Genomic DNA, 18,984 nt, shown 5'->3' on the forward strand with positions numbered 1-18,984 from the left:
CGATTTCTCGCACGGCGTCGATAAGGGGAAACCATGGGAAAGCTAGTGGTCAATGTTCAGGTCGATCGCCTCCCTGATGTATGGGTCACTGAGGATGGTAGCGATAGAGATTTGATTCAAATCGGGCTGCGTATCAGTGCGGCCATTGAGGAGAGCGCACAGATTTCTGATATGTGCAGGGTTCTGCCGTGGAAATGGAAAGCGGATTCTGCGAATCCTATCTGCGGCTCGTGGAGCATCCACAAGCAGGAAAACTGGACCTTATGGAGCCTCGATGGGGGCAATCAGCTCAAGGAAATAGATAAAAAGTGTTGGTGGATGGAAAGCCTTGATCCGAGCGTGGGCCAGAATTGGGTCTTTCGAAATCGAATTGATTGTGAGGTTGCTGCAATCCTAAGTCAATCGGGCGCCGGAGCTTTTGCACTACCGGGGGCCGGCGGCGTGGCTTTGGGGCGTAGCGTATTCGGTCTCACAGAGAGTTTGACGGGGCTGCCACACCCCGTACCGGCTGCTATGCAGATATGGACGGCAATTTCCATTGATAAGAAATGCGTAATAGAGTCATTCGGTCTGGACGACTCATGTCGTTTCTGGGCTGTACCAAACTTCGTAGCGCCAAGCGGTACTACTTATTCAGTGCCCAGCCCCATTTCGCCCCCAAGCAGTGCAGACCCATGGCCAGTTGACTACAACACGACAAACCAGGCAGAGCCCGCCAGTGCCAAGGTGTACGCAAGTTTGCCTATCGACGACTTGGTAATCGGGAAAAATGATCCACAGCGACTGATTGATCTTTCGACACTCTTGATACACAAAGGCTCGGTGCCTGAGTTTGAGGGGGCCGATTGGATGACTACGCTACCTCAGCGGATCGCTGAAGCGATTGATCCTGCTGCGCGTGCGATAGCCTTGCTGGATAAGGTGATCCGGGATGTCGTGTCTGAGGAGGAGACGAAGGGTTCGTCTGCTACTCGCGACGCGATTCGCAAGGATATGATTCGCGAGGATATTATTCCACGCGCAGCCGACGATTCCCTGCGCAAGTTCCTCGCTGAGCTTCATCGCCCTGTTCTGGCGCCACGCGCCCACAGCTCACGCCCAAGCGCCGCACCCGCAGCCGCCTTCCTCGAGCGGCTTGCCACGAGTAACCCTTCGCTATGGAGCACTGTCGCTCCCTTGCTGTTGGCCCATGCCGGAGCGGAGGGGGTTGTTGTCAGTGGCTTGAAAATGCCGAACGTCGTCTCGCGCACCCGCCTTGCCACGGCAGCGGGCATTACGCCAGGGCGAGAAGAGGAACTGGCCGATCCCCAGGGATCAACGAGTATTGACAATGAACAGGCCTTTGGCGACTGGTTGTTCGAACACTGGAACTGGAAAGAAGAATCTACGTCCGCTCCGGTCCAAGCGCTGAATCTGTTTGGTAAGGCGGGTCACTTTAAAATCGCCGCTAACACGGTCACGTCACAGGAAGTCGATGTAGGGGTGGTCGATCTTGTGCGGGCACTGGACATCAATGGCAGCAACAATGGAAGAAAGATTGCTATTGGGTTCTCGTTCAAGGAGGTTAGCGCAATTCAAAATGGTTCGTCTGCCGACGCTGTCTTCACCTTGTCTGCGGGCAACGGGCCTGGCTTCAAGGGGCCTCGCTTCGAATTCTCGCTCAAACTGGAGCCACATCAGATAACGCTGACGACCAAAGGGGGGAGTAAAGTCTTCCCGGGTGTATTGACTGAGGATCCTCTGACTGTAGAAATAAAGAGCGTTGGCAATGTCGTTTTGCTTTCCGTGCGTTACCAGAACTGCTCTGAGGACTTCAATATAGACGAGGTTGCGCGCAGTGGCAGGATTGGTATCACAGCAGAGGTCGATTCTCCATTGGAGGTTTCGTTTTTCGGGCCGGCAGGTCTCCCCGCTAACGTTCTTCGCGGCGCGTTGGCCGGTCCTAGCGCGGTCCAGGCCTTGCGTGGTGCGCTTTCTCTGGCTCATGCGGGTCCGGCGATAGCCGGGCTTATGGGTGGCTGGGTGCCGATCAGCGGGGCGAGTGTTAATCCAGCGGCGCGTACTCAGTCGCTTCGGGAACGATTGGTGGATACTATGGAGGCTTACGTTGATAGTGCGTTCGACGATGCCTTCGGCCAAGCGAAGACGGACGCTAACGTAGCCTTCCCGAGCGAAATTGATTCACTGATCAAGAGGCTTTGTGAGGCCGCCAAGGCGGATGCCAAGCGTCTGGCGGCGGAACTGGTGCCTCGGGCTACAAGCCGCAATGCCGACCCCGTGACCGAAGATGCGCCGCCGCTCACCTTCGTATTTGACCAGTTACAGGATTTCGACGACAGCGTGGACCTATGGGCCCGACTGGCGGGTCTTGGGATTCTCATCGGACGGAGCGACGATTCAAAGAAGACGCCGGATGAGTGGTGGAGTCTCAATGTTGCGACCCTTCACCAACCACGAGTAGCAGAGAATGGCAGCACGGAGTTGCTTGACGAAGATAATTCCGTAAATGTTGGCGATGGAGAATGGCCAAAGAGTGCGCTTGTTGACCCTGTGCCCCTTGTGGTGACTGAAATCAGCGGTGTGCGGAACGCCGTCATCCGATATGAAAGCCAGTCTCTTGTCGCCCAGATGGAGGGCCGGCCGCATCTCGGCCAAAGCGGAAGCGTGCCTCGCTTTGCTCGCAGGCCGGAGGCATATTTTTTCCCTCTTCATCAGCATTTTCCCAAGCTCCCGCCGCTGACCTTCGGGCGGACATACCATGTCATTCCTTACCTTATTGGACACGGCGGTGTGATCCCGCCCGCGCTGAGAGCAAACGTCGCCAATCCAACGAGTTCGTTTATGCGAACATTGGCGCCCGGCGGCTGGATAGAGATCAAACGTGATCTGATAGGTGACGATGTCATCCGCAGCAAGACCTACTTGAGGACCGTGCCCGTCGGGGCGCCGCGTCTTTCGCCAGCCAGCGTCTGGCCCGGGGTGTTTGATGGCGTTGCTCCACTCGCGCAGGAACTGCCCGATAGAGCGCCGCCAATCACCCTGATCGCGAATAAGCCCGTGTACTTCTTTCTCGACAAGGCGCAAACGCGAGGCACCTTGAACGCGCCATATGATAATGACGTGGGCGTGCGTATCGAGATCGCGGCGCTTGACTTGAACAATGTATCGGGTCAGAAGCTGAGAGTTGTTGCGGAAGAGATTGATCCGGCTGCTTTGACTGGGGTGAATGCGACACTCATTGATCTGACGGTCAGCTTGCAGGCTGTCTTGGACGTATGTAAGCCCGCTGTTGGTGGCCTGCGGATCGAAATCGTTGATACCAGCGTGACTGTATCGGCACTCAAGTCACTAGACGATGCCCTCGCCGAAGACGAACCAGAGCCTAAGGACATCTCTCAGCTTGCGCAAGTGAAAGGAAAAATAGTACCAGTTAAAGACTGGAGATCAGTTGCCTTGAAGCTAGAAGCGTTGGGCGGCGACTTCGATGTTGAGCCACCAAGCATTTGCTGGGGGGTACATAGGCATACTCAGAACTCGAGTGGTACTCAGAGTCTCGATCTTATACCGGACGGCGACAAACCATTCTTCCCCCCTGAGTTTGGATCCCAGAGCCGGAATATCACCGTTCTCGATGGAATTGGCGGTGCGCCTGCTGGCCCTGTCAAGGCAAAGGTCGCATTGCGCCTACCGTCAGTATCGCTTGCCACCTACGATCGATGGATAAATGGGCCAATTGCTGGGTTTGGCACAGCAGGTATGGACCCTGTCGTCACGGCTTTGAACGAGGCAGCGAAGTACATAACCAATAAGCCGACGAAGGGGAGTGATCGAGTTCTGGATGATCCGGCCGTCGAGGGAATTGCGCTGGAGGTTGTGTGCGTTTTTCCGAAACGGTGCGTTGATGTACCAATCAGCTTGATAGAGAGGTCCAGTCAACTTAAACGTGATCATGCCAAAGACATCGTAGAGTTCGGGGTTGAGTTGAAAAGTGAAGTTTTGAATGGCACCGCTGAATGGATTGCAGGCAGTCGCCAACTCAAGCTGGTGCGTGGCTGCATTTACGAGCTAAGACTGTATGGTTTGGTGCCTATTAGGCAGAATACGCTTGCGCCTCTCTCAACCGCTGACCGTTTTGCCTCTGCCGCGACCGCAGGATGGCGTAAGGCCAAAGTAAAAGCTGGTGACAAGGATGAGGAATGGCACCTCGGGGCGCCGCTTGTACTGTGTGTAGAGGTCGCAAGTGGCATCATGCCGGAGCTATATATCGCCGACTTCAATAACCCACCTTTCAAGGTCAACTTGAAGCGGCCTCCCGAGGTGCACCACGAGCGTGCGGTGATCCACCTGCTGCCATATAGTATCAAATGCCGGGGATACGAAGCTTCGAAGCCTGGCTCAGTGGAGCAATATGCGTCTCTCCGCTTTGTGGATAGCGTGGCTCTGTTTGATCAGCGTTGGAGTTGGCGCGGTCGGCCGCAGCCGGAGATTCCGTCTGCAAGTGGTCAATTCGGCCATGGAGGCATCTTTAGCCAAGGGATTGCCGAGTTTGCGGATATGGCTCTCCTGGGCCGGGCTGATGATGATATCGGGCCCATTCACGAGATGCGGATGGGCCGGGCACACGTTTATGCAAGTCGTTCGCGCTTCTTCGCTGACGAAAAAGAGACTGTATCCCCTCCTGTATTGTTGGAGAGAGATCTTGATTATCGGGGGGGAGCCAACCTATGGCGGTTTGCCCTGCGGATAAGAAGCCGCTATGCGGCAATGCGACCAAACGATGCCCGGTTGATCGCCTTTACCCATCGACTCTTGGACAAGCAAGCTAAAACTGCGTGGTGGCCTCTTGTCGTTCCAGATCGTGTCGGCAAGGAGTCCAGCCTTCGACAGCCGATGCGCCCGGGCTTCATGATAGTGCTGCCGCTTACCGAGCCCTTGATGGCCTCGGGTTCCGTACCTCCGCTGTTGGTTCTGTTTAACGAGCCCATGTTTCCGCTGTTTCACGTTGGTGACGGGATTGAGGCTGCGATAGAGCTTGCGCGGCATCCATTCATCGATTCCGGGGAAGGCCAGCCACCACCCGTAAAGTACTGGCCAGAGTTCGCGCCTGATCCCATTCGGACTGGTGAAGGAGCAAGCGGGAGGCCGCTGGCGCTACGATGCGACGGGCCGGTGGGCTATACATTTGATGTGGAAACCGATGCGGGGCGTTTCGATCACGCTGGTTTTCTGATTTCTCCAGTCGCGGAAGAGGTGCGTCCATGGTCTTTGGTCAAACTACGCTTTCGCAGGCTGGAGGCGCCAGAACTCCTCCTAGACGAGCGCAACCAGTCAAAAGTCGTCTCAGGTGACGGATGGAAGGAGTTCTCGCTTCAGGTCGATATTGGCTTGGCAATTGATTTGGCCGAGTTGAAGCCGGGCACGCCACTGAAACTACGGCTTTCATTTGATAAGAATCGCACTCCTGACCCGAGTTCTTTCGTGAATCTGGAAGCCCACATTGATGATTCAGATCCACTCCGGCCGCGTGTGGTACTGAATGCGTCGACGCATCGAGGTAGCACCCAGGACTGGTCGGCAAGCTACGACACAGGCTGTCGTGTACAGATCCGGGTCATCGCATCGCAGCGACCCAAACCAAATAGCAAGGGCAAGGATATTCCGTCAGTTGGTGATGTCTCTGTTCGTGTTCGCATTGTCCGGGATTCAAGTTTTGATGTGATGCAGAAGCCTTACGAAAACGTTTGGCTGTCGGTGCTCTGTCTACCGTTGAACACGAATGGTCATGATTCGGACTTGTATCTTAAGGTCGAAAATGGAGTTGAAGTGACGGAGCGGCCGGTTCGTCTTTCGGACTTTACACCGGCGGTCTGGTGCCAGTTCGCGGCTGCAATGTCGCAATTTGTTGTTGAGGCCGAAATCAAGAAGACTGATGTATCGCCGAGAACAATTCTGGATGAGAAGATATCTGTCACCCAACTTATGGTATCAAAGAAGGGTGAGCAACTTTGTCTGGGGCTGGCAGATCTTCACCCTGGGGAATCTGTTGCCCGTATCGCGCTGCGAACGGCCTTCGGCGCGAACCCCGATGCGCAGGTGGAAGAACGCCTTTATGCACTGGTAACGCGCTATGTCTACGATGCCTTCGATCGGCTACGCGAACGCCCAATTGCCGTCTACCGGCTTTCCGATACTTTGGCTGATCCGACTCTCACAGAGAAAACATGGCCGCCGTCTGATCTAGGTGCTCCGTTCTCCAACAGTAGAGGACGTTTGCGAATCGTACGTGTTCTGCGTGGACGCAAGGAAAAAGAGGGAGGGTTTGAGCGGAAAGCCCGAGAGTTTCCGGGGGATTTTTTTGGTGATAAATCGGATGGCGTTTCCGGCGAGCCATTGGATGCAGCTGGCCAAGTAATCGGAATCTCCGCTCCGATTGAGTGGGGGCGCTAGCGATATTGTTGGCGGATCGCTGGAGCTTGGGCATCAACTGCGAAAAGTAAGAGTTCGCAGAAAGATCGGCTTTTTTCGCTAGCGTTCTGCAGAGCCAGATCGGCCATTTCAGGAGGAGTTCAGCATGCCTGCAAACATAGTACTTGAGTTTGTCATCGGTATTCCGTCGAAAGTGGTTCTATTTAAAGTCCTTGGATATGGGGGCGCGTTTAACGGTGGTACAAAATGTAGCCCAAAGGCCATTTTGGACTTGGATGTTGCAGGTAGTGCTTCACTGACTGTTCCGCCGATGGAGTGGGGAGGCACCTATAAATACAATGAGGCTGATGTCGTTGCTGTTCCTGGTAAGCCAGAGTGGTTCTGTGATCTCCGCAACGGTGCCGTGTCAATCGACCACGCAAGACTTGAGCGGAATAAGAACAATCTGGATGTCCAGTTTGCGAAGATGGACAGTGCAACTCATGCAGTGAGGTTCGCGGTCGTGGGTGCGAATCCTTTATTGTCTCTGGCCCCTTCTATTGATCTTGATGTCGTTGTCGGCTTAAGAAAGACTGGTGATGGAGTTTATTTTTCGGTAAAAGGAAAACACGATGGTTTTCCGAACTACGCTTTGTTGATTGGTGGCAATAGTGTATACGCGTGGGACTGTGTGGAGAGTGGGCTGGATCCTTCCTCGCTAGGCCCTCCAGCAGATCGGGTGGTGGATATAGGGTGGAGAAAGCTCTAGAGCTTTATGAGCGTTATGCTCCCATGGTTGTAGAGAGTAAGTCTCTTGCTGGAATAAACGATCGAGATTGCCCGCGGCTGGGCAGAAAAGCGGAGAGTTAAATGTCGACGGAGAAGAGAGGTCTCGGTTCGAAGCAATTGAACACTCCTGTGTCTGAGGAGTTGAAGCTCCTTAGAGACGTCCACGAAAGTATATCTGCCACCATTCTCTCAGGAGTTGGAGCTGGATCGTTTTCCGATTGTCTTGAGAGCTTTAGTTTCAAGTTCTCCTTAACTGGTGTTGGTGCTTTGGAGGTCGAGCTTGGAGGGAAGGCTAGACCATCGAAAAGAGAAGAGTTGGTCGGCTTTGATCTACCCTTCGAGACCATGGCGAATCCATGCATGCCGACCAATGCCGGTGCTAAAAGGATTCTGCAAACATGCGATGATGTTTTTGAAGGAAGCAAGCACGACTGCAATCTCTTTGTGAAGGCGGCCTCAAGGCCGTACTTTGGTGACATATTTAGTGGGCTTGATGCGGATGGGATCATCAGTAAGCTCGCCGACGCTTCATCTGGGTGGTCCGTGACGAAGTCAATCGTAGATTCCGTGAATCACGCCATTGCGGGTGACTTCGTGATTGGAGGCATGACTTCAAAACAGTTGGGCGATAGTCATGGGCATTTGGCCGTTGTCGTCGGGTGTCCCAGTCAGCCTTCCGGAAGCACGCGCGTGCCAATAGGGTATGCGGGCAGTGTCGGCGGTGTATCGATAAGAGGTGATCGATTAACTGCCACTTTCAAGGCACAGTTTGTTCGAGACGAAAAGATTAGCTACTTTTGGAAACCGCTGACCGAGAGTGCTATCTATTCGTCATCGGACGAGTTCTTGCTTGCCACTACGCTGAGGGTTTCAATCGTTTTTTCAGAGAATGGAGAAGGAACGCTTAGTTATGCTGGGACTAGCATTCGATGTTTGGGTAAGCCTGGTTACGCATATCCGGCGGATCAAGTTGTGGAGAATATCGAAGGCGTCCAATACCAAGGTGACTATGGGAGTGCTTTTAAGTTCAGGAAATGGATTAGTTCTGATTTTCTGGATCTTCAGGGAAACCCGGCAACGATGCTTTGGTCCGTTAAGATAGACGGCTTGCATGGGGTTTTTATTCATGAAGGTCCTGACACGCTTTCAAGTAACGGAGGTCCATCTAAAGGTTGCATTCACCTCGCGTCTCCAAACGCGGAGGCATTTTATAGATGGATTTCTGCCAGGGCTCGGATAACAATTTCGCGTCCTTGGTAGAACAGGGCGCTTTCAAGCCTGATTCGCCAAGACACTGCATAGAAGCTGGAATATTGGAAGGCCATGCGAGCCCCATGGTTCCGCTGTCAACGATTGGGAGACTACTGAATGTCTACTGACTACACCGTTACACTAACTGCCACTGATGGCTCGTCCACGACTGTCAAGATTATCGATTCGATCAACCCTTTACCATTTTCGGACACTTGGGAGGGCGACGCTACGGCTCTCGGCGCGTCGAACGGTAAGGTGGCATCTTGGGGCATGCATGCGGCCGTGCTACATACTGGGCCCGGCGCTGCAGGGAACGTTACTCTGGATGGATTTCGCAAGGCAACGAAGAAGGGCGACTCGGGCGCTGGCAGTAAGCTCAACGATATGGGTACGTTCCCGGACGGCGACCTCACCTGGCATTGCGACGATGTAGATTAGTTGGTTTTCAGGGGCGCACAGAGCAGAACGAGTAAAGATTTTCGCTCCGGCTGCGCCTCATTTCTTGGCGCCAAGGCGGTGCTTTGCCGACAATAGCAGGGGAATCGGACCTGCTATTCCAGTCTGGGCGTGGAGTGCATTGATAGAAGCGGCCAGATATGCTTGGGCGATCAGGGGCAGAGTGGTGCCCGATCCTTTTTCCGCAGGAGCATGATTGGCGCACACCGACCGGGGTCGTGGTAGATGCCGACGCAGTCGAGGCACTGGAAGCAGCGCTCGTAACGGATCGTGCCGCTCTTTTCGATGGCGTCGTAGGCGCAGCGGTGGCGGCAGGTCTGGCAGGGTTGGCCGCATTCGCTGCGGCGGGGCAGCCAGTCGAGGACGCGCAGCTTGCCCCCCAGGGCCATGGCGGCGCCCAGGGGGCACAGGTAGCGGCAGAAGAACTTGTAGTACAGGCCGCCCAGCACCAGCAGGATCAGCGCATAGGCTACGAAGGGTGCGCTGCGGTCGAAGCCCACGGTGATGGCGGTCTTGAAGGGTTCCACCTCCACGCCTTTCTCGGCCCACTGGGGGGCGAGGGCGGCCAGCGCGGTGAGGGCGGCCAGGATGACGAAGCGGCCCCGGTCGAGCACGCCGGCCAGCCGGGCGGGCAGTTTGCGTTCGGGCAGGCGCAGGGCGCGGGCGAGGAGGGCGGCGAATTCCTGCAGCGCGCCAAAGGGGCACAGCCAGCCGCAGAAGGTGCCGCGGCCCCACACCACGAAGCTGACCAGGGTGAAGGCGATCAGCAGCAGGCTCACCGGGTCGTAGAGAAAGCTCTTCAGACCGGCACCCGCCACCAGGGATTTGATGGCCCCGGTGATCTGCACGATGGACAGCTGCCCCTGGGCGTACCAGCCGATGTAGCCCAGGGTGAAGGCCAGAAAGGCGAGACGGAAGGCCTTCAAGCGACGCGCCGACACGGAGATCCAGCGTGGCCGGGCGAGCACCACTGACAGCAGGGCCAGCGCGGCGGCGATGATGCCCAGCTCCACACCGCGCTCCTTCCAGGCGATCAGCCAGTCGGGCAGGGGTGCCGGGGGGCGGAAGAACAGGGCCTCCGGTGCCTGGTAATCGAGGCTGGCGCTGCGCTGGGTGAGCACGGGCAGCATCGAGCCCTTGGCCCGGGTCAGGGTCAGCTCGAAACGCACCGGGCTGGCCGGGTCGATGCCCGACATGGGGGGCACGCGCAGCACCAGGGCCGCGTTGAGGGGCGGTGCGCCCTCCGGCGGGCGGGGCGACAGGTCCAGGTCGCGCAGCTCGACGGGCGCACCGGCCTGGCTGAAGGCGAGGCGGGCAGGCACGGTGCCGCGGGTGAAGTCCTCGTCGATGTAGGCGTCGCGCCCGGCGCTGGCCACCCACCAGGCGTGCTGGCCGGGTTCGAGGCGGCGCATCAGGTCGGCGTGGCCGGTCTCGCCGAGTATGGCGCGGCCGATGGTGGGCGCGTTGAGGTAGGCCACGTACAGGTCGATGAAGGTCTCGCCCGGCCGGGCCAGGGCCTCGGCATCCACCCCGGCGCCGTCGCTGCCGGCGAAGCGCTGCTCCACATCGGCATGGCTCAGGTGCAGGCGACCGATGGCGCCCGAGGCCAGCAGCTCGGCGAAGCTGCGCCGGTCGAAGACGTCGGCTTTCACCTCGGCCAGCGGGCCCTTCTCGGCCGGCGCGGCAAAGCCCAGGCGGGCCCGGGCCACGGCGAGGGCCGAGGTCAGCACGGTCTGGTTGACGATGCGTACCGAGGCGGTGGCCTTGCTGACCCCGTCCAGCACCACCCGGTTGCCGCCGGCGCCGGCGCGGGTGTTGCCATACAGGCTGGAGACGGTGATCTCCTGTTTCAGGCTCTTGTTGGCGTACTGGGCAAGGAAGTCGCGCAGGGGGCCTTCGCCCAGGCCGGACAGGAACACCGGCTCATGCTGGCGCAGCAGCGCCACATCCATGAAATTGCCCTTGCGGTCGATGCTGACCAGCAGGTTCATGGGGGTGCCCTCGAAGCCCGGGATGGGGGCGAGGTCGATGGATTCGAAGGCATAGGCCACCGGGCCGGCTTCGGGTTCCAGCTCGCTGGTGATGGGCCAGGCGGGGATATCGCGCAGTTTGTCGCCCACGTGCAGGGGCGGCTGGAAACGCCGGGCGATGTCGGCGTGGCTCAGATCGCCGGCCTGTACCGGCAGGCCCAGGCTGGCGAGGAGGAGAGCGGCGCCGGATGCAACGCGGCGCAGGAGGCGGCGTGCATCCATGGGCGTCGTTGCGGCTTACTTGGCTTCGAGCTGTTGCTTGAGGGCGCCGAGGCCGCTGGTGTAGATGCCAGTGACGGCCTTCTTGGCGCCGGCGTTGTCGGCCCCTTCGGCGGGCTTTTCGTCCTTGCGCTTGAAGGTGGACGACCACTCCACGCGGCTGCCGCCCTTGGCCGCCTTGACCTTCAGGGTGGACACGTAATCGCTCACCGGCAGCGGCGAGTCGATGATGCGGTACTTGAGGCTGCGGGTGGAGTCCTGGTGGCTGAGGAGCTCTTCCACCAGCTTGGCGCCGTCCTTGGTGGTCACGGTGCGCACGGCGCCACGCTTGTCCTTGGTGCCCTTGTCGAGGGTCGTGCTACCGACGGCCGGGTGCCAGGCCAGGCTGTCGAAGTCGCGCACGGCTTCCCAGACCTTGGCCGGCGGGGCCGAGATGTCGATGTGCTCGGTGACCTTGAGGGGCTGACGGGCGGCCAGGGCCGGGGTGGCGGCGGCGAGGGCGAGGGTGGCGATGAGGACGGCGGCTTTGTTGTTCATGGAGTTCTCTCAGGTGGGGGAAAGACGGTTGGAAGACGCGGGGAGTGGGAAATCTATACCTCGATCAGGCCCGAGCGCACGGCGGCCATGGCCAGCTCGGCCATGTTCTGCACGCCGAGCTTCTGCTTGATGTGATAAAGGTGGGTGCCGACGGTGTTGGGGCTGAGGTGGAAGGTCTGGGCCACTTCGGCCACCGAGCGCCCCTGGGCCAGTTGCAGGAAGACGTTGAATTCCTTGTCGGTGAGGGCTTCGGCGGGGTGTTCCGGGCGGTCGGCCCGGCGCAGGGCGGCGGCGATCTCCGGGTCGATGTAGCGCTGGCCGGCAGCCACCAGGCTCACCGCCTTGAGCAGTTCGTCGGGGGGGCTGCGCTTGCACAGATAGCCCGCCGCACCGGCCTTGAGGGCCCGTTCTGCAGTGATGGCGTCGGCGTGGGCCGAAGCGATCAGCACCTTCTGGCCGGGCTTGCGGGCGAGGATGCGCTCCAGCGCGGCGAGGCCGCCGCAGCCAGGCATGGAGAGGTCCATCACCAGCACGTCCGGGTCGAGTTCCGTCATCAGCTTTTGGGCCGTCTCGCCGCTGTCGGCCTCGGCCAGCACCCGGGCACCGACACCTTCCAGGAGAAGGCGGAAGCCCATGCGCACGATGGCGTGGTCGTCGGCCAGGACCAGTGAAAGGGAAGGTGGCAGGGGGTAGGTGGGGGTGCTCATGATGGCTGGCTCTCCGTGGTATCGCCCGGGGCGACGGTGTCCGGCGGGGTGAGGGGCAGGCGGGCGCGGATGCGCGTGCCGCCCCCCGGTGGGCTGCTGATGTCCAGACTGCCGGACAGGCCGACGACCCGCTCGCGCATTCCAGAGAGGCCGAAGCCCGGCTGGCCGGGGGCGGGCAGGATGCCACGGCCGTTGTCGCTGATGTCGATGGTCAGGGTGGCCCCTTCACGCAGCAGGCGTACCCGGGCCCGGCTGGCCATGGCGTGACGGACAATGTTGGTGCACGACTCCTGGACGATGCGCAGGGTGGCCAGGGTGATGTCGTCGGGCAGGGGTTGGGGGCCGGCGAAGAGCTCGGTGGACAGCTCGATGTCGGCGTGGTGGCGGCTCCAGCTGGTGAGGTAGCTGCGCACCGCATCGTCGAGGGTTTCCCGCGGGCTGCTGCCAGGGGGGCGCAGGCGGGTGAGCAGGGCGCGCACATCGCCCTGCATGCGCGAGGCCACATCGCGGATCACCTCTGCGCTCTGGTGGATCTGGGGAGTGTCGGCACTGCGCTGGACGATGGCGCCGGCGAGGGCGGCGACGGCAGTGATGCTCTGGCCGAGTTCGTCGTGGAGATCCCGGGCGATGGCCAGCCGGTCGGCTTCGAGGCGCTCTGTGATGGCTCTGGCCACGGCCTGTTCGTGGGTCAGGCGGACGTTCTCGACCACGGCCTCGTTGAGGCGCTGGGCCATGCCGTTGAAGGCGTGGCCGAGGCGGGCCAACTCGGCCGGGCCATCGGTGGGCAGGCGGGTGTCGAAGTTGCCCTGGCCGGTGCGGTCGAGGGCGGCCATCACGTTTTCGAGGGGCTTGAGTGCGTGATGGATGGCAAACCAGCTGCCGATGAACAGCCCGACCAAGGCCAGCAGGGCGCGTGCGGCGGCAGCGCTGACGTCGTCCCACAGATCCACCAGCGCCCGCGACGGATCGGGCTGCAGGTGCAGGGTAAGGCTGCCGGCATGCAGGGTCATGGCCGGGATGCCGGGCTCCATCCAGTGGGTGAACCAGGCCGGCGCGTCGCGCCCGGCCTTGTAGGAGGACGGCGGGGAGGCGTACAGCAGGCGGCCGTTGTTGTCACGGGCTTCGAGCTGATGGGCGCGGATGCGGCCGACGGCGTTGAGGTGGGCGATGAGGCGGGTTTCCGTCCATGCGGGGTCGCCGGAGGCGGTGCCCTGGGCGGACACGGCCAGCCATTGGGCGGCCACCCGGTGGGCCGCGGTGATCTCCTCGGTGATGGCGATGCGGGCGTCGCGCACCCACAGGGCGGCGCTGGCGAGCACAAAGGTGGCGGCCAGGGCAGTGAGCACCAGGCTGACCCGCAGGCGCAGGGACTGGCCTTTGCGGGCCCGGGTGGGCGTGTCGTCGGTGTCGGGGCCGGAGGGCAGGGTGCAGGTGGCAGCGTTCATGCCGGTTTCTCCAGTTTGAAGAGCACGGGGACGACGATCTGCAGTTCCCGGTTCTGCAGGGCTTCAGGTGGACGGGGCAGGGGGCCGGCGCCGGAGATCAGCTGGATGGCGCTTTGGTCGAGGACTTCGAAACCGCTGGAGCGCACCACCTGGGCGGCCACGATGTTGCCCTTGCGGGCGATGGTCACGCGCACCTGCACTTCGCCCTCCCAGCCGCGCATGGCGGCCAGCCGGGGGTAGTTCTGCTGGCGCGCAAAAAGGCTGGAGAGGCTGCGCCCGTAGCGTTCGAGCAGGGCCGGGTCGAGCGCTTCGTCGGCCGCCGGGGCGGTGGCCGGCGCGGTGGCAGGTGTGGGTTCGACATGGGCCTGCCGGGATGGCGCGGCGACGGCGGCCGTAATGTCGGTGACAAGGGGGGCCGCGGGGGCCGGCTCGACGCTCAGGGCCGAGCTTGTGCTGGGCGCCTGTGCTGCCGGGCGGGTCATCACGGGGGTGGGGCGCGCTTCGGGTCGGGCAGGTCGGGGCACTGCTTCGGCGCGGGGCGGTGTCGCGGGTGTCGCAGGCGTCGGCCTCAAGGCAGGCGGCGGGCTGCTCGGCTGCTGGGGAACGGGGACGGGGGCGGCAGTGCGCAGCACGACTTCCAGGGGCGCGGGCGGATTCTCGGGGGCGGACGGCAGACCTTTGCCCTGTACCAGCAAGGCCAGTGCATGGACGCCAATTGACAGGCCGATCGCCAGCCGCAGCGGACGGGGCAGGGCCGCGGGGCGGGGCCAGGCAGTGTCAGGCTGCGGCAGGACAAGGTTCATGGTTTGCGGCGCTCGTCGGAAAGGGCTCGTTGCTCGTACGCCGGGTAGAGCTGGCCCACGGAACGGCGATACTCAGCGTCGACCACGGCCAGGCCGCGGAATTCTGCCGGTAGCGGCAAGGCCAGGACTTCGGTCATGTCGAGGCCGTCGTCGGCAGCCTGGCGCAAATGGCGGTCAAGCCACGCCAGCCACGCCTTGGTCTGGCGGATCGGCCCGGCGTCTCTGGCGACCGGCCCATGGCCGGGGACAAGAGTGGTGAAAGGGGTTTTCTCGAGTTGGTCGAGGGCTGCCTGCCAATGCTGCAGATCAGCGTGGGGTGTGGTTGGGGTGCGCCCGTTGAACACCAGGTCGCCGGCGAAGAGCACGCCAGTGCTGCGGTCGAGAATGACCAGGTCTGCCTCGGTGTGGCCGTCGAGGGCGATCAGCTCGAGGCGGTGTCCGCCCATCTCCAGGGGGCCGGCGGCGAGCGGGCGGGCCGGGGCGACGGGCTCGGTGCCGGCCATCCAGTCGCCAGCCAGGCGGTACATGTTTTCGTTGAGGCTGCCGCCTTCGCTGTGGATGCTCTTGATGGTGGCGGGTAGTGCAGCCAGGGTGTCCGGGACGAAGGCCTGATTGCCCAGGAAGTGGTCGGGGTGGTGGTGGGTATTGAGCACCAGACTCACCGGTTTGTCGGTGATACGGGCGATGGCGCGCTTGAGCTGTTCGCCATAGGCCCGTGACGGGCCGCTGTCGATGACTACCACGCCTTTGGCGGTGACGATGAAGGCAGTGTTGACGATGTTGCCGCCGTTGGTAAGGCTGAAATCCTCGCTGCGGCCGACCAGCACCCAGGTGTCGTCGGCGATGCGCAGGGGGGAGAGCCCGTAGTCCCGGTCGGCGGCGGCGAGGAGCAGGGTCCAGCCGAGGGCGAAGACGGCGATGAGGCTGCGGGCGGTCCGCGATAGGGAGAGGGTGCGGGGTGAGGCGGTCATTTTTCGATCGCAGCCGAAATGGCGTTGCCGTTGTTGTCACGGCCACTGACCCGGTAAGCGGTGGCGGCCCGGGCGGCGGGGATGTCGACGGTGAATACCGGGTTCTCGGCGATGGGTTCGAAGCCCTCGATGTGCATCAGGGGCTTGCCCTGGTTGTCGGCGAGGTCAAGGTCTTGCAGGAAGAAGGCTGGAATGCCGGCGGCGAGGCCGGTGTCGATGGGGTGGATGATGCGCAGGCGGATGCGCTCGCCGCCTTCCTTGCGCGCCCATACGCGGCTGCTGACTTCGCCCAGGCGCTTCTGCCATTCGGGCGAGCCGCTGCCGGTGGAGGGCAGGGTGCAGCCGCCGCCAGCGGTGTTCACCCAGGTGCCGCCCACATGCCAGGTGCCGTCGGCGGTGCGCACGGCGGCGCGGACCGGGGTGGACTGCTGCAGCTTGATGCGGAAACCCAGGGCCGCATGGGCACCGCTGGGTTCAAAGCGAACGATGCGCACAATGGGGTTGAAGTCGGCGAAGACGAGCACCTCGCGCACGCCCGGCAGGGTGCTGGCGTCTACGCTCACCGGAACGTTCATGGCGTTCTCGGCGGTGAGGGGGGCGGTGACCTTGACGCGATCGTCAAAGACGACCTGTGCCGACGCCGGGAACATTTCCTTGCGCATGTCGGCCCAGCGGGGTGAACCGAGGGGGTCGGCGCGGAGGGGCGCAGCGGGGGAAGCTGCATGACCTGTATTGAAGGTGCACGCCAACCAGAGGGCCACAACGGCCATGAGGGCTCTGTTCTTCATTCTGTCTCCTGACGGCGGCCTGCCGGTGGCGGCTCGCTCTGTTTGGTGTGGGGGTGCTGCAAGAGCTGTGCCACTACCCTGGGCGGTGCGGAATTGTCGCTGGAAACGGGCTGAGGACGCGGGAGGCAAGGGTTTGCGTCGACTCGGGGGGAAACGACCGGTGGCCTTCGTGCAGCGGTCATCTGTCGCAGGTGGCACACCTGTCGCGCCTGTCCTGCTTCGGGGTGCTCCAGCTTGGAGCAGTTGGTGTGGAATGAAGCAGAGAGTGGGCGTGGTGACCCTGATTACCTGCATTTTTCCCATTCAAACGTGTTTCCAGCCAGAGCCAACTTCCCGTTTTCTATCGGGAATTCTTCCCGGTCCGCTTTTTTTCCGGGCCAGTGTCAGATCTTTGGCACAGCTCTTGCGCATGGAAAGCGCTGCGTGATCTGGTTGGGCCGGGAGGTGGCTGCCCCAGGTCGCGCTTAAGCACCTTCTCAAAGGAGACATTCAATGATCCAAAGGAGCAAAACAATGAAAAAGCCGTTTGCGATGACCCTGATCGCGGCCGCCCTGATGGTTGCCGGTTCTGTCCATGCCAAGGAAGTGACGGACGCCGACATCGCCAATGACGCCAAGTCCACCGGCGATGTCACCCACTTCGGCCTGGGCCAGCAAGGTCAGCGCTTCAGCCCGCTGGACAAGGTCAACGTCAAAACCGTCAAGAACCTGGTCCCGGTGTGGTCCTTCTCCTTTGGTGGCGAGAAGCAGCGCGGCCAGGAATCCCAGCCGCTGATCCACGACGGCAAGATGTTCGTGACGGCCTCCTACAGCCGCCTCTTCGCCCTCGACGCCAAGACCGGCAAGAAGCTGTGGAAGTACGAGCATCGCCTCCCCGAGGGCATCATGCCCTGCTGTGACGTGATCAACCGCGGCGCAGCCCTTTACGACAACCTGGTGATCTTCGCCACCCTCGACGCCCAGCTCGTGGCCCTGAACAAGGAAACCGGCAAGGTTGTATGGAAGGAAAAGATCGACGACTACGCCGCCGGCTACTCCGCCACGGCTGCTCCGCTGATCGTCAAGGGCTTGGTCATCACCGGTGTGTCCGGTGGCGAGTTCGGCGTGCAGGGCCGTATGGAAGCCCGCGATGCCAAGACCGGCAAGATGGTGTGGATGCGTCCGACCGTTGAAGGCCACATGGGCTACAAGTGGGTGAATGGCGAGAAGGTTGAAAACGGCATCTCCGGCACCCTCAACGCCACCTGGACCGGCGACCTGTGGAAGACCGGCGGTGCAGCCACCTGGAACGGCGCCACCTACGATCCCGACACCAACCTGGTCTTTGCCGGCACCGGCAACCCGGCCCCGTGGAACAGCCACCTGCGCCCCGGCGACAACCTGTTCTCGTCCGCCACCGTGGCCATCGACCCGGATACCGGCAAGATCGTCTGGCACTACCAGACCACCCCCCACGACGGCTGGGACTTTGACGGTGTGAACGAATTCGTGTCCTTCGATTACAAGGATCCGAAGACCGGCAAGATCATCAAGGCGGGTGGCAAGGCTGACCGTAACGGCTTCTTCTTCGTGCTCGACCGCACCAACGGCAAGCCGCTGAACATCTTCCCCTTCGTCAAGCAGATCACCTGGGCCAAGGGCTTCGACATGAGCACCGGCCGTCCCATCTATGTGGATGAGAACCGTCCGGGCGATCCGTCGGGCAGCGCCGATGGCAAGAAGGGCAAGAGCGTCTTCTCCGCGCCGTCCTTCCTGGGTGGGAAGAACCAGCAGCAGATCGCCTACAACCCGCAGACTGGCCTGTTCTATGTGCCGGCCAACGAGTGGGGCATGGACATCTGGAACGAGCCCGTCTCCTACAAGCGCGGTGCGGCTTACCTGGGCGCCGGCTTCACCATCAAGGCCCTGCACGACGACTACATCGGCTCCCTGCGTGCCGTGGATCCGACCACCGGCAAGATCGTCTGGGAGAACAAGAACTTTGCTCCCCTGTGGGGCGGTGTCCTGACCACCGGCGGCAACCTGACCTTCTACGGTACCCCCGAGGGCTACCTGAAGGCGCTGGATGCCAAGACCGGCAAGGAAGTCTGGTCCTTCCAGACCGGCTCCGGCGTGGTCGCTCCCCCGGTTACCTGGATGGAAGGCGGCGAGCAGTACGTCGCCGTGGTGTCCGGCTGGGGCGGTGCTGTTCCCCTGTGGGGCGGCGACGTGGCCCGCCGCGTGAACTACCTGGAACAGGGCGGTTCCGTGTGGGTGTTCAAGCTGCACAACAGCAAGTAATTGCGCTTGCCGGGTGCGGTCCGGTCTTCCGGGCTGCACCTGCGGAAACCTCCCGCGGCCTTACTGCTGCGGGTGAGCGGCCCCCTTCTTAGGGGGCCGTTTCCATTTGGAGTCCCGGGTCGGCTTCATTCCACTTTCCTCCATTGACCTCCCCGAACCGGGCGCAAACCCAATGCTGATGAGGGGTCCTTGGCCGGGTTGGCCGCAGGGGCTTATGGGAGGTGCTGATGGCGGCTGGAGGTCCTGTAGGGGCGACTTCAGTCGCCCGCCACGCGTCGATCACAGACATGCCGTTGATCG

General features: G+C 61.3%; 12 protein-coding genes. 5 read left to right on the top strand and 7 right to left on the bottom strand.

The window, feature by feature from the left end:
* Positions 1-33: 33 nt before the first annotated feature.
* From ACIQ09_RS10525 to ACIQ09_RS10540, 4 genes are all read left to right on the top strand, one after another.
* Positions 34-6,447, top strand: a complete 6,414-nt coding sequence (locus tag ACIQ09_RS10525; protein ID WP_398308962.1) for a hypothetical protein — start codon at positions 34-36, stop codon at positions 6,445-6,447.
* Positions 6,448-6,571: 124 nt separating this feature from the next.
* Positions 6,572-7,174: a hypothetical protein gene (locus tag ACIQ09_RS10530; RefSeq protein ID WP_398308965.1), complete on the top strand. Its 603-nt coding sequence runs from the start codon at positions 6,572-6,574 to the stop codon at positions 7,172-7,174.
* Positions 7,175-7,275: 101 nt separating this feature from the next.
* On the top strand, positions 7,276-8,454 hold the full coding sequence (locus ACIQ09_RS10535; protein ID WP_398308968.1) for a L,D-transpeptidase: 1,179 nt from the start codon (positions 7,276-7,278) through the stop codon (positions 8,452-8,454).
* Between the two features lie 108 nt (positions 8,455-8,562).
* A complete protein-coding gene (locus tag ACIQ09_RS10540) occupies positions 8,563-8,886 on the top strand; it encodes a hypothetical protein (protein WP_398308971.1) in 324 nt (107 codons plus the stop codon).
* A gap of 170 nt (positions 8,887-9,056) precedes the next feature.
* Here ACIQ09_RS10540 and ACIQ09_RS10545 read toward each other — a convergent pair whose 3' ends face one another.
* From ACIQ09_RS10545 to ACIQ09_RS10575, 7 genes are read right to left on the bottom strand one after another with little or no spacing between them, the layout of a single operon-like run.
* The gene (locus ACIQ09_RS10545; protein WP_398308974.1) at positions 9,057-11,156 is read right to left on the bottom strand and encodes a 4Fe-4S binding protein; all 2,100 of its coding nucleotides are present in this window, start codon (positions 11,154-11,156) and stop codon (positions 9,057-9,059) included.
* A gap of 15 nt (positions 11,157-11,171) precedes the next feature.
* Positions 11,172-11,690, bottom strand: coding sequence for an SRPBCC family protein (locus ACIQ09_RS10550; RefSeq protein ID WP_398308977.1), 519 nt, complete (start codon positions 11,688-11,690; stop codon positions 11,172-11,174).
* A 53-nt stretch (positions 11,691-11,743) separates the two neighbouring features.
* Positions 11,744-12,397: a response regulator gene (locus ACIQ09_RS10555; RefSeq protein WP_398308980.1), complete on the bottom strand. Its 654-nt coding sequence runs from the start codon at positions 12,395-12,397 to the stop codon at positions 11,744-11,746.
* On the bottom strand, positions 12,394-13,842 hold the full coding sequence (locus ACIQ09_RS10560; protein WP_398308983.1) for a HAMP domain-containing protein: 1,449 nt from the start codon (positions 13,840-13,842) through the stop codon (positions 12,394-12,396). Before ACIQ09_RS10560 ends, ACIQ09_RS10555 begins: the two co-directional genes overlap by 4 nt.
* Entirely contained in the window at positions 13,839-14,645 is an 807-nt protein-coding gene (locus ACIQ09_RS10565) for an energy transducer TonB (RefSeq protein ID WP_398308986.1), read from the bottom strand. Before ACIQ09_RS10565 ends, ACIQ09_RS10560 begins: the two co-directional genes overlap by 4 nt.
* Positions 14,642-15,616 (bottom strand): quinoprotein relay system zinc metallohydrolase 1, encoded by a 975-nt coding sequence (locus ACIQ09_RS10570; protein ID WP_398308989.1) that lies wholly within the window; start codon positions 15,614-15,616, stop codon positions 14,642-14,644. The genes ACIQ09_RS10565 and ACIQ09_RS10570 overlap by 4 nt, the downstream gene beginning before the upstream one ends.
* On the bottom strand, positions 15,613-16,404 hold the full coding sequence (locus tag ACIQ09_RS10575; protein ID WP_398308992.1) for a quinoprotein dehydrogenase-associated SoxYZ-like carrier: 792 nt from the start codon (positions 16,402-16,404) through the stop codon (positions 15,613-15,615). Before ACIQ09_RS10575 ends, ACIQ09_RS10570 begins: the two co-directional genes overlap by 4 nt.
* Before the next feature lie 513 nt (positions 16,405-16,917).
* Between ACIQ09_RS10575 and ACIQ09_RS10580 the strand changes: the two genes are divergently transcribed.
* Complete coding sequence (locus tag ACIQ09_RS10580; RefSeq protein ID WP_398308995.1) at positions 16,918-18,684, top strand: PQQ-dependent methanol/ethanol family dehydrogenase; 1,767 nt, start codon at positions 16,918-16,920, stop codon at positions 18,682-18,684.
* The last annotated feature ends 300 nt before the right edge of the window (positions 18,685-18,984 follow it).

This window comes from Zoogloea sp., assembly GCF_044344315.1.
GTDB lineage: Bacteria > Pseudomonadota > Gammaproteobacteria > Burkholderiales > Rhodocyclaceae > Zoogloea.

Coding starts and splice junctions, on each gene's coding strand:
- ACIQ09_RS10575 (WP_398308992.1), bottom strand. CDS start 16,404: ATGAAGAACAGAGCCCTCATGGCCGTTGTGGCCCTCTGGTTGGCGTGC.
- ACIQ09_RS10570 (WP_398308989.1), bottom strand. CDS start 15,616: ATGACCGCCTCACCCCGCACCCTCTCCCTATCGCGGACCGCCCGCAGC.
- ACIQ09_RS10550 (WP_398308977.1), bottom strand. CDS start 11,690: ATGAACAACAAAGCCGCCGTCCTCATCGCCACCCTCGCCCTCGCCGCC.
- ACIQ09_RS10555 (WP_398308980.1), bottom strand. CDS start 12,397: ATGAGCACCCCCACCTACCCCCTGCCACCTTCCCTTTCACTGGTCCTG.
- ACIQ09_RS10565 (WP_398308986.1), bottom strand. CDS start 14,645: ATGAACCTTGTCCTGCCGCAGCCTGACACTGCCTGGCCCCGCCCCGCG.
- ACIQ09_RS10545 (WP_398308974.1), bottom strand. CDS start 11,156: ATGGATGCACGCCGCCTCCTGCGCCGCGTTGCATCCGGCGCCGCTCTC.
- ACIQ09_RS10525 (WP_398308962.1), top strand. CDS start 34: ATGGGAAAGCTAGTGGTCAATGTTCAGGTCGATCGCCTCCCTGATGTA.
- ACIQ09_RS10580 (WP_398308995.1), top strand. CDS start 16,918: ATGAAAAAGCCGTTTGCGATGACCCTGATCGCGGCCGCCCTGATGGTT.
- ACIQ09_RS10540 (WP_398308971.1), top strand. CDS start 8,563: ATGTCTACTGACTACACCGTTACACTAACTGCCACTGATGGCTCGTCC.
- ACIQ09_RS10535 (WP_398308968.1), top strand. CDS start 7,276: ATGTCGACGGAGAAGAGAGGTCTCGGTTCGAAGCAATTGAACACTCCT.
- ACIQ09_RS10530 (WP_398308965.1), top strand. CDS start 6,572: ATGCCTGCAAACATAGTACTTGAGTTTGTCATCGGTATTCCGTCGAAA.
- ACIQ09_RS10560 (WP_398308983.1), bottom strand. CDS start 13,842: ATGAACGCTGCCACCTGCACCCTGCCCTCCGGCCCCGACACCGACGAC.